The organism is Halomonas sp. (genome assembly GCF_052095695.1).
GTDB lineage: Bacteria > Pseudomonadota > Gammaproteobacteria > Pseudomonadales > Halomonadaceae > Vreelandella.
This window is the reverse complement of the sequence record NZ_JBQDLQ010000005.1, coordinates 14,180-27,136: the sequence shown is the minus strand read 5'-3', so window position 1 is coordinate 27,136 and position 12,957 is coordinate 14,180. Positions and strand designations below refer to the sequence as shown.

Genomic DNA, 12,957 nt, shown 5'->3' with positions numbered 1-12,957 from the left:
CCTGCATCAGGGCTGGGGTGGTTGTGCGTCGAACGCTTCTCGACCTTCAAACATGGCGGGGAAACGGCGTACTAAATCAGGCATAGACACGAGTATTTCGCGTAAATGAAGGCACATTGCCTGTTCTGCTTGCTCGACATTACGCGCTTCAATAGCCGCAACGATGTTGGTATGTTGATCCACCAGCCGTTCCAGCGGCGTGCTGTGCGGCACACTCAAGTAGCGTACGCGGTCAAGCTGCGCCTTAACTTCTTCGATGACCTTCCAGGCAGTCTGCTGTTTTACACCCAGTGAAAGCGTGCGATGAAAGGCTTCATCCAGCCGATAAAAACGGTCGTGATCATGTGGTTCCACACAGCGACGTTGCCGCGCCAACAAATCATGCAGCTCCGTTAAAATGGCTGTTTCAATGCCTTTTTCCGCCGCCAGCTTCACGACTGCCACTTCAACCGACTCGCGAACAAAGCGCGCTTCTAACACCGCTCTCTGCGATATCTTGACCACGTAGGTGCCGCGTTGAGGCTTCACTTCCACCAAGCCAGCCTCAGATAGCCGTATAAATGCTTCCCGCACTGGCTGGCGGCTGACAGAGAACGTGTCAGCGATTTCTTTTTCCGACAGCGCTTGGCCAGGGGCCAGCACCATTTGAATGATCGACTGCCTTAATACTTGAAATAGCCGCTGGCGAACTGAATCGCTGTCACGGGTTTCCTGCCATAGCGTCTGTAATGTCGTCTGCATAAAACCTGAATCCGGATATGGAAGCTTGCCACCCGTGGCGGCACTCTCTGATATGACTAGTATGGTAGTATGGAGGGGATAGAGAAAGCCTTCAGCGCTTATACTTTAGTCGCTCGGCACGAGCGTAGCGGTCTGGATTTTTCTCACCAAGCTGCACTTTATGTATATTGGATGACGCTTTTTGACAACTCTTTGCTGTGTATCGCGACACACTGGTAAGCGAATAAACTGCTTATTAGAGAGCACGCTATGAATCGCAATGTCATCCTCACCTGCGCCGTCACTGGCGCGGGTGATACCACCGCTAAAAACCCCAATGTGCCTGTCACCCCCAAAGCCATCGCGGCATCCTGCATCGAAGCAGCCCGTGCCGGCGCCAGCATCGCGCATATCCACGTTCGCGACCCGCAAACCGGCGGCATTAGCCACTCTACAGAGCAGTTTCGTGAAGTGATGGAGCGCGTCCGCGAGGCCGATGTGGATATCGTTATGAACATCACAGCGGGCGGTGGCGGCGACTGGATACCGGATGCGCAAGACCCCACTCGCGGTGGCCCGGGCACTGATATTCAAACGCCCGCCGAACGTCACGCACCGGTGGGCGAGCTACTCCCGGAGCTTTGTACCCTAGACTGCGGCAGTCTCAACTTTGGCGACATGGTGTACGTAAACCCTGCCGATTGGCTGCGTGAACATGCTCGTCTCGTTCAAGCCGCTGGCGTTAAGCCGGAACTCGAATGCTTTGACCTAGGCCATGTCTGGTTTGCCCGCCAGCTTCAGCAAGAAGGCTTGATCGACGGCGATCCGCTTTACCAGCTCTGCTTGGGCATTCCTTGGGGCGCCGAAGCGGACACCGAAACCATGTTAACGATGCGCAACAAACTTCCGGAAAATGCTAACTGGGCAGCCTTTGGCATAGGCCGCCATCAAATGCCGATGGTTGCCCAAGCGGTGCTGCTGGGAGGCCACGCACGGGTTGGCTTGGAAGATAACCTGTTTTTGGAAAAAGGCGTGCTGGCCAATAACGGCCAACTGGTCGAGAAAGCCACGACCATTATTGAGAATCTTGGCGCCCGGGTGATGACACCTGCTGAAACCCGCGCTCATCTTAAATTACGTGACCCAGCCGGAGGTGGCCTATGAGTCGCTTAGCCATTATCGGTACCGGCGTGATTGGCAACGGCTGGATTGCCCGCGCCCTCGCCCAGGGTTGGAATGTGGTTGCCTTTGATCCTGATCCGAACGCGCCAGCGCGCACCCAAGCGTTTATCGACAACGCCTGGCCCTCGCTAACACAGCTTGGCCTGGCACCCAACGCCAGCCCGGAGCGACTGACGTTTGCAGCGACGATTGAAGAAGCGGTTAACGGCGCGGATCTGATTCAGGAAAACGTTCCTGAGCGACTAGAGCTTAAGCAAGAGATTCTGGCCGCCATTGACGCCGCCGCAGCAGCCGACGTCATCATTGGCTCGTCCACCTCGGGCTTCAAACCTACCGACCTGCAGCAAAACTGCCAGCAAGCGCCGGGGCGTGTCATCGTCGCCCACCCCTTCAACCCGGTATATTTATTGCCGCTGGTTGAGCTTGTGGGCGGTGAAGCCACTCAACCCGCACAAATTGCCACTGCTCAAGGGCTTTATCAGGCGCTAGCGATGCGCCCGTTAGTGGTTCGCCGTGAAATTGAGGGCCATATCGCCGACAGATTGATGGAGGCGCTATGGCGGGAAGCCCTGCACTTGGTCAACGATGGTGTAGCGACCACCGAAGAGATCGATGCGGCCGTGGTTTATGGCTGTGGGCTGCGCTGGCCGTTAATGGGCACGTTTTTAACCTTCCACTTAGCGGGCGGCGAGCCAGGCATGCGCCATATGCTGGAGCAGTTTGGCCCCGCGCTAAAACTCCCCTGGACCAAACTGGAGGCTCCAGAACTCACCGATGAGCTAATCGACAAAGTGGTCGAGGGCTGTGAGCATCAAGCCGCCGATCGCTCAGTAGCCACGCTGGACCGGCGTCGGGATGACTTTTTAGTCGAGCTATTGGAGGTAGTGCAAAAATACTGGCCGGAAGCCGAAGGACTAAAGGGACGCATTTAATGATCATCCATGAAACCCAGGTCGCCCCCGAGTGGGTCGACTACAACGGGCACATGAACGACGCGGAGTACGCCCGCGTTTTTTCCCAAGCCTGCGAATCGCTGATAGATCACATCGGCTTAGATGAAGCGGGCCGTAAGCACTTTGGCTACACGATTTATACCCTGGAAACCCACCTGTGCTATCGCCGCGAAGCGCAGCAAGGCCAACCGCTCAATATTGACCTAACGCTGCTTGATAGCGATGCAAAACGCCTGCACGTGTTTTTCGCCATGTTCGACGATGAAGGCAACCTATTAGCGACCAGCGAACAAATGCTGATGGGCATGGCACAGGACTCTGGGCGACCAAGCCCGTTTCCAGACGCGGTCGCGCAGCGTGTAGCAGCACTGCCACGGGCAAGCAGCGATGCCTGGCCGGAACTTGCTGGCCGCACCATTGGCATTCGACGCTAAGGGTTACGACGCTAGACGCTAATAGGGGGCTGGAAAGATGAACGTTGAGGACTTTATTCAGCGCTTTAGCGCAGGGCTAGCCGCGATGAATGAGCTGTCCTTGCCGCAAGCGCGCAGCGCCTACAATACGCTTTGCCGCACGTTCGCTCCAGCTGACCCGCCGGGAATGAGAATTGAAAATACCGTCTTGAGCGGCGTTAGCGTGCGTCGCTTTATTCCCCAGCAGCCAACACCGGGCTGTGTGCTGTTTATCCATGGCGGCGGATTTACCATCGGCTCAGTGGAGAGCCATCACGGCCCCGCCGCTAGCCTGGCTCAAGCGCTCGGGCGTGAAGTGGTCAGCGTCAACTACCGGCTGGCGCCAGAGGTAGATTACGCGATTATGTTGGTAGACTGCCAAACGATACTAACGGCCTCTCAACCTATTGCGTTAGTGGGTGACAGCGCTGGCGGGCGGTTAGCCATCGACCTTGCACATTCACTTATCGAGGCGCCGCCGTTAGGGTTGATTTACCCGCCGGTTGGCGAACTATTGCTGGAATATCTCGGTGAAGATGCACCGCTGCTGTCACGTAGTGACGTACTCGGCATTCGAAAATACTGCCCAGAGTTCAATGCACATCCGTGTGATCGCCGCCCTCCTAGCACGTGTATTGAAGTATTGACGGTAGCGCACGACCCGCTAACGCTGCCAATGGAAGCTGCCGTTACTGGCTGGCGTAAAGCGGGGGCTTCGGTCGGCTATCGATGTGCACCGCAAATGGTGCACGCCGCTCTTCACGCCCAATCCCAACTGCCCGCAATGGGTGCGGCATGGCAGGACTTTTGCCTTAAACTAAAACAGCGCCTTAATGAATAAGGCGCTGTTTTAAGAGCAATCGTTTTAAGAACAACCGTTTTAAGACCAAGCGTTTTAAGAACGACCGATACGTTAAGAGCCGAACTGCGCACGCACCTGATCAATGGCGGGTTCGCCATCGCGGGCTTTAACGCCGTCTAGCCATTGGGCTACAGTGTCCAAGTTGTTACTAATCCACTCCTGCGCGACATCATCCGCCGCACGCTCTTCATAGCTATACTCGTGCACCCAGTCATTCTGGTCTTCAATATCGATCACGTATTGTGACAAAAAGCGGTGAACCTCGGGGGCTTCCTCAGCCAGGCTGGCCGGTGTGACCGTCCACACAGTGCTTTCAATGGAGGCCACGCCTGCATCATCGCTATCGGCTAAATACGCCAAATCGAAGCTCACGTTCATCCAGTGAGGCTCCCAGCCGACAAACGTTACCCACTCTTCATCAGCTATTTTTTGTCCAGCCTGGGCCAGCATGGCCGAGGTTGAGCTTTCACTCAGCTGCCAATCCCCCAGGCCTGCAATATCGTTATCAATGGCGTTAAGGATCGCCTCGTTAATGCCAGTGCCCGCTTCAATGCCTTGGATTTCTCCACCGAATTGATCACGATGTTCGGCCAACTCAGCCACGGTGGTCACCCCCGCATCATAAACATACTGCGGCACGACGAGCCCTGAATTGGCGCCTTTGATGTTGGAAACTACTTTGTCTACTTTTCCGTCAGCCACCAGGGGCTCGATCATGTCAGTCTGGACGGGATACCAGCCGCCTAAATAGATATCCAGGTCGTTACGCGATAACCCGCCCAGAATAATGCTCACAGCTAAATCTTGCTGGCGCGTTTTATACCCCATTGTCTCGAGTAGTTGAGCAGCCACTTCCGATTTCACGGTAACGCCCGGCCACGGCGGCACGCCAAAACGCAGTTCATCAAGCTCCGCCATCACTGGGGCGGCTGCGAACGCAGAAAGTAAAAAACCGGCTGTAAGCGACAACGACTTGGTAGTATCAGACATGAGGCTAAACCTTTTATTAACTGGATTACGTTATTCATTGGATTCAACCAGTATGCGCTGCTACCACCAGCTCACTAAGCATAAAGCGACGTTTACTAACCACAAGACGCCACCTATTGTTTAAAGAGCTGTTCTACGACGGCTGGAAATCACCGGTGCGAACGGCTCTTGGTGAGTAGCCGTAATGGGCACGAAACGTACGCGCAAAGCTGGACGACGAACTAAACCCACAGGCCAGCCCCACCGCCAGCACCGCTAAGTCGGTCTCGACCAGCAGCCGCCTGGCGCGTTTAACGCGTAGCTGCAAGTACCACTGGCGAGGCGTCATGCTTAGCTCTTGCTCAAACAGGCGCTGTAACTGGCGAACCGACACCTCAACGCGGCTTGCCACTTCTTCCAGGCTGAGCGGCTCTTCAATGTTTTGCTCCATTAGCGCTACCGCCTCTACCACGTGCCGATTATGAGTGCTTAGCCGCTTCACCAACGCCGTGCGCTGCTGGTCGCTGCGCGTTCGAATACGGTCGTGAATTAGCTGCTCAGAGACATCAATCGCCAGCTTCACTCCATGGCGTCGCGCAATCACCTCTAGCGCCATATCCATGGCGGCCGCCCCACCCGCGCAGGAAAAACGCCGCTCGCCTAGTTCGTATAGTTCGTCGGTTGTCTCGATACCCGGGAAGCGTTCGCGAAAAGCAGGTAGGCTCTCCCAATGCAGCGCCACCCGCTCATGCGTTAGCAACCCGGTGGACGCGAGCAAGAATGCCCCAGTATCAATACCGCCTAAACAGCAGCCCGCTTGGTCTAGCTGATGCAGCCAAGCCATTAAGGGCCGAGTGAGATGGGCTTCTGGGGTGAAACCACTGCACACTGCCAGTGAGGGCAAATGGTGCACCTGGCCGGTTGATTGATCTACCATTAGCGTCATGCCGTTCGACGCTGTTACCGGCCCACCGTCAGCGCTAATCAGCGTCCAATCAAACAGTGGGCGATCAGCAATACGATTCGCGATCCGTAACGGCTCAACCGCTGCGAAGAAGGCCATCATGGAAAACTGCGGTAACAATAAAAACCCCACCATTTCAGGTAAAGGGCCTTGGTAATCAAGACGCATAGCATTGCCTAGAATTGAAACGTTTTATAGAAAAGTGGCTCTACCATAGCGTGTTCGGCTCTCAAGATCGGCAATCCATCGAAAATAATGGCGTCGTACATCTAATGCCAGCTAGTCGAAACAGTGCCGCATAGGGGGCGTAACCATGAACATTACACATTTAGAGCACGTCATTATTGCGTTGATGATTCAGTGCGCCTTGCTGTGGCTAGTCTCGGCGCGGGTGGGCGGCACTATCGCCATTGCGCTGCTACTGGGAAGAGAAATTGCACAGCACGAATATCGGCTGGGTATTCAACGCGGCTGGGAATGGGGTGAAACATTACCGGTCGGCATGTTCGAAGGCGTTTGGCGCGGCTGGACTCTCGACTCAACGCTCGACGTACTGCTACCAGCAGCAGCCTGTGCCGTACTAGCCACTGCCATTAGCGTTTGGCGTAGAAAAAACAGCGCGCTTAAATAGCCATGTTTATGGCTCCTAAACTCAGGGTTTAAAACACGCTTAAACGGGCAGCAGCGAGCGATGATCAGTTATTCTCTATCCGCTCGTTGCGATAGAGTTGCCCCTGATTTTCTACTCGTCCATCGGGTAAGCGGCAGTATCGTCCGGTGCCCAGGCTAGTTTCTTGAACCTCCGTTTCACCGCCAATACTTTCGCAGTATTGAGCTGCACGCTGGGTCATGTAGTTTTGCGTGTTATCGCCCCCACCCTCGCTTGCACAGCCTGCCAGCAACAGCAAAGCGCTCATTAAAAAAACCTGACGGCCCTCACGCATCAGCCTTTTAACATTACATCCTGCCTCTACCGGCGTTGAAATCATCCGCATTGCGGTCTCCTTCATGTTTCGAACACTCATTCATTACCTTAGCGCCGCACGCTATCAATGGCTATCTTATTGATGCCGCCATTTGCTGTTATGAAAAATGATCAAAGATATTAAAGTTGGCATGCTGGTGACGTCAGACAACGACACCCTGCGCGCCCGGCCAATGCACTTAGTGCAAGAAGAGTATGACGGCACCCTGTGTTTTTTACTTGGCGTAGCGCCGAAAAGGTGTTTGAAGCCAAACGAGATCACGATGTGTGCCTTAGTTTTTCCGATCAAGAAGATGGCGTGTACGTTTCGCTTTCCGGCAAAGCTAACCTTACCAGTGATCGCGAACTGATCGAGAAATACTGGCCCCCCTTCATCGCCGCCTGGTTCCCGGAAGGCAAAGACGACCCAGACGTTGCGCTGCTGGAAATTAAAGTGGAGATGGGCGAGCACTGGAAATCAAATGAGAGCAAAGCTTTCCAGCTTTACGAAATAGCCAAAGCCAACCTTAAAAAAGATGCCACGCCGAACCTCGGTGAAAACGAAAAGTTCGGCGGTTAACGTCATACCCAAGCGCTCTACTACAGGGCGCTTATTTAGCCACCCCGTCACATCTACACTCATATATCGCATAGCCGACCTGAACCGCATCAAGGCCAGAAGCGTTGACTATCAATCACCGTAATGAACGGCCGTAATAGCATTTTTAGGCGACCCATCCACCAGCCGAGTGCTGTAGGTAAGATAAACAAAAGTTTGCGTTTCGGTGTCTTGCATGCGCACAACGCGCAGGTTTTTAAACAGCGCGGAGCGGCGCTGGGTAAAAATCACCTCTTGCCCCTCTACGTCAGCCGGGTTGAACACTATATCTCCCGTTTGTCGGCATACTACGCTCGCCTCACTGGCCTCTTCAGCCAGCCCAACCGCCCCGGAAATGCCGCCAACCTGCGAATAGGAAATGTAGCAGGAAATACCTTGCACCTTCGGGTCGTCAAAACGCTCTACTTCAATGGTGTTATTGGGCCCGAGCATACGGAACTCGGTACGCACGCTGCCAATATGAGCATCCTGTGCCAACAGCACAGGCGGCATCAGCGCAAACATCATGACAAGTGTGTTTAGGGCAATGCGTTTAGAGAACAACATGGGGTGTGTCCTTTCCGTAAGTAGCCGAGTAAGCGTTAGACGCAGAGCGTGGCTAACGCCTACCATTTAAACGGCAGCCGCTGAAAATCACAAAGCAAAACGAAGACGTAAAAGAAGAAAAGCCACTGGATGGGGCTATGGCGCCCCTAGTAACACCACAGTGCTGTGTCTATCCATCGCAAGCACAGCCACTTGGCTGATGGCAGGTATAGCTGCGACTGATGCAGGAGTTGCCGCACGCTTTACCCTTCCGGCAAACTTTACAGCAACCGCCTTGGGCTAAGGCCAACTCTGTGGGCAGAGTATCAAAAACCAGACCGCACTCTGCGCTCCCCTCACTCACTTGCAGTTCAGCATGGGTTATCCATGTTTCTGAATCGACCGCTGGCTGCTCAGCACTCACTGCCCCGGCGAAGCATAGCGTCAGTACTAATATTATTGCTCGGATAGTCACCTGCGTTCCCTTCGTTTATTTTTTTGGCAGCAGAGTATAAGCGGGAACGGATTAAATAGGGATTTCTTAATGCCCAGGCTGACACTGATCCGCCATTTAAGCTTCGAGTTTGGAAAGGATTCCAATCTGGATGCGCCCTAAAGACCATAACGGCGGGGATTAAAAAAGTGGCCGTGAAGACTAGAAGGAAGTGGTATCGCGTCCCTGGCAGGAGCCAACATAACCATATAACAGCATGATCTTAAAAAACTAAATATAAAATCAAAAATACCACTACGTATACCAGCACCCCACCTGCAACCTGCGTAAAGCATATCATTGGATAACATCAGTCACGGTAATTCTGTTTGTGGCACATATGGAATGCTTACGGCAAAGAGCTAAGTTAGAATGGGTCTTATACGCTTAAGTTAGCGGCGTGAAATCACGAGCGTCCGGTTGACTTACTTGTTACGGCGCTCCAGTTCTGCAATTGCCTCGCGCCTCCATTCTTCCCGTTCCTTCTCCTCTCGCGCTCGATCATCACTATCATAGCTATCCACTCCAATTCGCTTGAAACCCGTCGTAATGTGGTGAAGGTCTTGCTGGATCTTTTCCATACTTTTCGCTATAGAATAAAGACTCGGCTTACCAAGCTGATAACGCCCTCGCAACTCCGCCATATCAATAGCTATTTCTTCAACATACTTTTTCTCTGTGACGCTCTCGTAAGTCACTTTAAAACATAGAGCAGAGCTAGCCTTAGCCTCGAAATCTATGTTTGTCTGAGTATACCCGGAATACCGGAATTGACCCGGACCGAAATATCTAAGGCCGGTTTTGAAGAAATTCGGCGAGATAAACTCTTCTAACAGAACCTCTGCGACCTTGTCTCCGTCAATCACCGATGGTTCGAACTTGACGTTCTTAGCTGGTCCATCACCAATATTTCGAATGCACAAACGGACTATATTCACAGCAAAATCAAGCGCATCAACGGTAATTTCTATACGAGGTTCAGTTTGTACTTGTCGAAGTTTTCTAGTCTCGGCAACCAGTATTGCGGTGAGCGCGGCGTAAACTACCGTGGCAAAGGTGACAACCGCCGTAAAGACGACTGTCAGTGCACCGGAGTTCTGATTTAGAAAAGCAACCAAGTTTTCCATTTAGATATTCCATAACGCCATAACGTCGCATCAAGGGTTGTAAGCACGTAATGCAAAGTTATCGCATAACGCCTTATACAATAACCCCCCACGCAAACTAAAAATGCCTCACGTGCCCCCTTATTAAACGTTTCGCTATCTTAATATTGTCTGGACATTTCCAATAATGTTATGAGGACCAAAGTTTTGCTGGATACCTTTTAAGGGGGATTGCTTTATTGTCAACCAAAGTAACATAGAAAAATTATCCATCACTTCAATAGCGTATGAGAGGAGATCAATTGACTCACCTTCATCGTTTGCTTGGTTAAAAAATGCATTAGCTTGGCGCTCAAAATCGCTAAAATATTTAAAGCTGTTTCGTTCATTTTTTAAATCTAAAGGTTTTTTTGGAATAGGCGCTATAATCTGCGGAAGCAATTTATCACCAAGCAATTCAATAGTTCCTGTTCGAATCCATACACGTTGTTTTGGCATTGAGAGTGGGCATGCATGCATAACTAAATCTCGGTAAACCCCTAGCTCATTTAGCCAACCATTCGATGAACATATTTTTTTAAAGTAAATCTCGTAGTCCGACGACACTTCTCTATCTTTATAACACTTTTTATATATTTTTGAAGTGGTTGTCATATGCTTCTCTCCTGATTTAACATCGAGAGGGACAACATAGTGAAATACGAACTCAGCAATATAATCTCTGAGCATACAAGCATCAAATAGAAAGTGTTGAAAACTATCATAAATATACGAAGAATAACCATTTTCGAATCTTTCGTTATCTTTGAATCCATCAGCCACTTTTGATTTTAATTGACGCCTATATGTTAAAGACAAATATTGCAATGAGTTGTTTAATGTAGTTATTTGATGCTGCATCCTTTTCGACAAGTCCCACAAATGACCATTTTTACTCTTATAGGCTTCAAATGATATATCTCCCCATTTCCAAAAAGCCTCTATATGAGCCCACTTATTACTTTTGTAACCAGAGTAAACTCTCCATTCTGTTGGACTAATTCCATCAATTTGATTTACATGACTTAAAAACTCTATACCTACGATTTTTTTTATCCCAAGCTTTTTTATTGCATAAAAAAGCTTGGGATAGTTTGGGATAGTGAGCACGGCTTGCTGTCCGTCTAAGGAATTGGGGAATATATAAACCTTATCTTTCTCATTTGGATCGTTTATGGCGTACGCTCCCCCGATGAGATGCACTTCTCTGTATGCTATCGGCCATTCGTCATTTACCACTTTGTAATCTCCTAAACTTCAAAAAAATAATGCCGTGCTCTGTGGACAATTTCCGACAGTAGCACTTTGTCAGGCATTGCTCTCTCTCACTTGTGATAGGCAAAGCATTACATGCATAATTCTATCTGCAGTTGAATAATTAAATGCACCCGCTGGGCTAATTCCATGGCATACGTCATTTCTCACATTCCACCCTCTTTGATCAGTCAGAACCATTCTGAAATAGAAAGACGTGTCTGGACCAAAACAATTTTCAACACTTTCATCTCTGAGCAGGTCATCAAACGTTCTCAACTGCAAACCACCCTGCCGATTTCTTCTCAAAGTTGCACCACCCATTAACTCAACTAGTGTTCTAATCGCAGCTTCTGCCTGGGGAACCAGAATATGGATCGAGGACATGTAATCTTCTTCCAAATAGGCTTTCACACCTTTTTGCACGATATCCTTTTTTGAATCTTCAAATATCAGTGACTTCAGAACAAAGCTCGTTAAGTTATCTGCTCTCACCCCATAAACCTTTAATGCTTTGTTAAATGAATGCCTGAGAAAGAATGAGTCAATACCCATATTCTGGGAAAGCTGATGAATAACGTTTCCTTCTAAATCGTCTTCAATGCTACCAATAGTTGCTACAGGCCTACCCTTATGGTCTTGCAGAGTTTTGCTAAATAAATAGGTTAGCGGGTTATTCTTGGCCAGCTCAAGTACTTGTTGCTGCACCTGATCCTTTTTAGGGAGAAACTGTATCGCAATCCTGTTTAGGGTCTTCTCAAGACCACCACTCGTCATAGAATCCAGATAAGCATCGAGTTCTTCCCTAGGTATCTCCATGCTGTGAGAAAACTCCTGCATGCTTTCTACAACTCCCGGACCAACCTCTGAAATTTTCTTTGAAACTCTTTCCGCACCCTCTTTCATGTTAAAGCTGATATAGACACCATGTACGTGCTGAAGCCAAGATGAAGCCTGCATTGCTGCCAAACCTTCACACGCGTTCTCAAAACAACGTCCAACAACATCAACTACTCTGTTTACATCAGCGTCCATCCCTTTGCTCCGATAATAGGTGGCCAGCGAAATACCTGCTGACTCACAAACCCAAGGGGAGCAGTCTTTAGAAACTCTTTCCAATCGAGACTCAAGAACCTCTACTAGTTTTTCCTCTTGAGCTTCAGACAAATTTCTACATTTACCTAATACGAAAAGATCGAAACAAAACCCCCAGAGTCCCGCCTTATCATCTTCTGCGATTCTGTCTTCAAGGTTAATGGCACATTCAATGCAATTTTTTATCAAATCAGAGTTATTTAAAGCGGAAGCCACTCTATACGCTCTTGTGACTTTCGTAATAGTTTCAGTTGGATGTTCGCATAGATCTTTATCGGTGACGTCAAGAAGAGCATTTACATAATCGATAGCGATTTTGTAGTCAGGCTTTCTGCCAATGGCAGCTTCTGAAAGATCCCATACAAGCCCAGAATAGCGGGCTTTCATTATCGGATTTTTGGTATTTTGTGATCGGGTTGTCCAATGCTCAACGACGTTGTCGTTAATCAAGGAAATACTCGGGCTTTCGTAGACCTTATTATCATCGCCAACCCATACCATCATCGGGCCATAATATGTGCCCCAGCCATTCTGTTTATCCAAGTAATCCTCACAAAACCCAAACGCAAGTCTTTCGGCAATAGCTTCTGGGCTTTGATCTTCCTCTGTAGCCTTATTGATCTTGGAGGAAATTGAATGCTCACTAGTTTTCTCTTTTGACTCTTCCAACTGATCCATAAGTCGGGCTAGCTCATCATTCATAATGGCTCCTTACTTTGATTGCCTAACAGAGATTAGATGGAACGCAGTGATACAAATT

13 protein-coding genes and 1 pseudogene are annotated in these 12,957 nt (G+C 50.1%); 6 read left to right on the top strand and 8 right to left on the bottom strand.

Annotated elements, in window-relative coordinates; translation table 11 throughout:
• Positions 1 to 6: 6 nt before the first annotated feature.
• Positions 7 to 741 carry a GntR family transcriptional regulator gene (locus ACTH5D_RS01780; protein WP_441667944.1) on the bottom strand — a complete coding sequence of 245 codons (735 nt, stop codon included), beginning with the start codon at positions 739 to 741 and terminating at the stop codon, positions 7 to 9.
• Between the two features lie 249 nt (positions 742 to 990).
• Here ACTH5D_RS01780 and ACTH5D_RS01775 point away from each other — a divergent pair, with 249 nt between their 5' ends.
• From ACTH5D_RS01775 to ACTH5D_RS01760, 4 genes are read left to right on the top strand one after another with little or no spacing between them, the layout of a single operon-like run.
• Positions 991 to 1,884 (top strand): 3-keto-5-aminohexanoate cleavage protein, encoded by an 894-nt coding sequence (locus ACTH5D_RS01775; RefSeq protein WP_441667943.1) that lies wholly within the window; start codon positions 991 to 993, stop codon positions 1,882 to 1,884.
• Positions 1,881 to 2,834 carry an L-carnitine dehydrogenase gene (locus ACTH5D_RS01770; protein WP_441667942.1) on the top strand — a complete coding sequence of 318 codons (954 nt, stop codon included), beginning with the start codon at positions 1,881 to 1,883 and terminating at the stop codon, positions 2,832 to 2,834. The genes ACTH5D_RS01775 and ACTH5D_RS01770 overlap by 4 nt, the downstream gene beginning before the upstream one ends.
• A complete protein-coding gene (locus ACTH5D_RS01765) occupies positions 2,834 to 3,289 on the top strand; it encodes a thioesterase family protein (protein WP_441667941.1) in 456 nt (151 codons plus the stop codon). Before ACTH5D_RS01770 ends, ACTH5D_RS01765 begins: the two co-directional genes overlap by 1 nt.
• 37 nt (positions 3,290 to 3,326) lie before the next feature.
• On the top strand, positions 3,327 to 4,148 hold the full coding sequence (locus ACTH5D_RS01760; RefSeq protein ID WP_441667940.1) for an alpha/beta hydrolase fold domain-containing protein: 822 nt from the start codon (positions 3,327 to 3,329) through the stop codon (positions 4,146 to 4,148).
• Positions 4,149 to 4,220: 72 nt separating this feature from the next.
• On the opposite strand, the gene ACTH5D_RS01755 is transcribed toward ACTH5D_RS01760, so the two are convergent.
• Together ACTH5D_RS01755 and ACTH5D_RS01750 are read right to left on the bottom strand one after the other, a co-directional pair.
• Positions 4,221 to 5,159 (bottom strand): ABC transporter substrate-binding protein, encoded by a 939-nt coding sequence (locus ACTH5D_RS01755; RefSeq protein WP_441667939.1) that lies wholly within the window; start codon positions 5,157 to 5,159, stop codon positions 4,221 to 4,223.
• 133 nt (positions 5,160 to 5,292) lie between these two features.
• Positions 5,293 to 6,270: a GlxA family transcriptional regulator gene (locus ACTH5D_RS01750; RefSeq protein ID WP_441667938.1), complete on the bottom strand. Its 978-nt coding sequence runs from the start codon at positions 6,268 to 6,270 to the stop codon at positions 5,293 to 5,295.
• Positions 6,271 to 6,415: 145 nt separating this feature from the next.
• Between ACTH5D_RS01750 and ACTH5D_RS01745 the strand changes: the two genes are divergently transcribed.
• Positions 6,416 to 6,733, top strand: coding sequence for a hypothetical protein (locus ACTH5D_RS01745; protein WP_441667937.1), 318 nt, complete (start codon positions 6,416 to 6,418; stop codon positions 6,731 to 6,733).
• A 64-nt stretch (positions 6,734 to 6,797) separates the two neighbouring features.
• On the opposite strand, the gene ACTH5D_RS01740 is transcribed toward ACTH5D_RS01745, so the two are convergent.
• Positions 6,798 to 7,097 carry a DUF333 domain-containing protein gene (locus ACTH5D_RS01740; protein ID WP_441667936.1) on the bottom strand — a complete coding sequence of 100 codons (300 nt, stop codon included), beginning with the start codon at positions 7,095 to 7,097 and terminating at the stop codon, positions 6,798 to 6,800.
• Between the two features lie 97 nt (positions 7,098 to 7,194).
• Between ACTH5D_RS01740 and ACTH5D_RS01735 the strand changes: the two are divergent.
• A pseudogene (locus tag ACTH5D_RS01735) lies at positions 7,195 to 7,646 on the top strand (pyridoxamine 5'-phosphate oxidase family protein).
• A 111-nt stretch (positions 7,647 to 7,757) separates the two neighbouring features.
• On the opposite strand, the gene ACTH5D_RS01730 reads toward ACTH5D_RS01735, so the two are convergent.
• From ACTH5D_RS01730 to ACTH5D_RS01715, 4 genes are all read right to left on the bottom strand, one after another.
• Positions 7,758 to 8,231 (bottom strand): CreA family protein, encoded by a 474-nt coding sequence (locus ACTH5D_RS01730; RefSeq protein ID WP_441667935.1) that lies wholly within the window; start codon positions 8,229 to 8,231, stop codon positions 7,758 to 7,760.
• 897 nt (positions 8,232 to 9,128) lie between these two features.
• Positions 9,129 to 9,830, bottom strand: coding sequence for a hypothetical protein (locus tag ACTH5D_RS01725; protein WP_441667934.1), 702 nt, complete (start codon positions 9,828 to 9,830; stop codon positions 9,129 to 9,131).
• A 135-nt stretch (positions 9,831 to 9,965) separates the two neighbouring features.
• Complete coding sequence (locus tag ACTH5D_RS01720) at positions 9,966 to 11,087, bottom strand: hypothetical protein (protein WP_441667933.1); 1,122 nt, start codon at positions 11,085 to 11,087, stop codon at positions 9,966 to 9,968.
• Between the two features lie 69 nt (positions 11,088 to 11,156).
• Positions 11,157 to 12,899, bottom strand: coding sequence for a DUF4209 domain-containing protein (locus ACTH5D_RS01715; protein ID WP_441667932.1), 1,743 nt, complete (start codon positions 12,897 to 12,899; stop codon positions 11,157 to 11,159).
• Between the last annotated feature and the right edge of the window lie 58 nt (positions 12,900 to 12,957).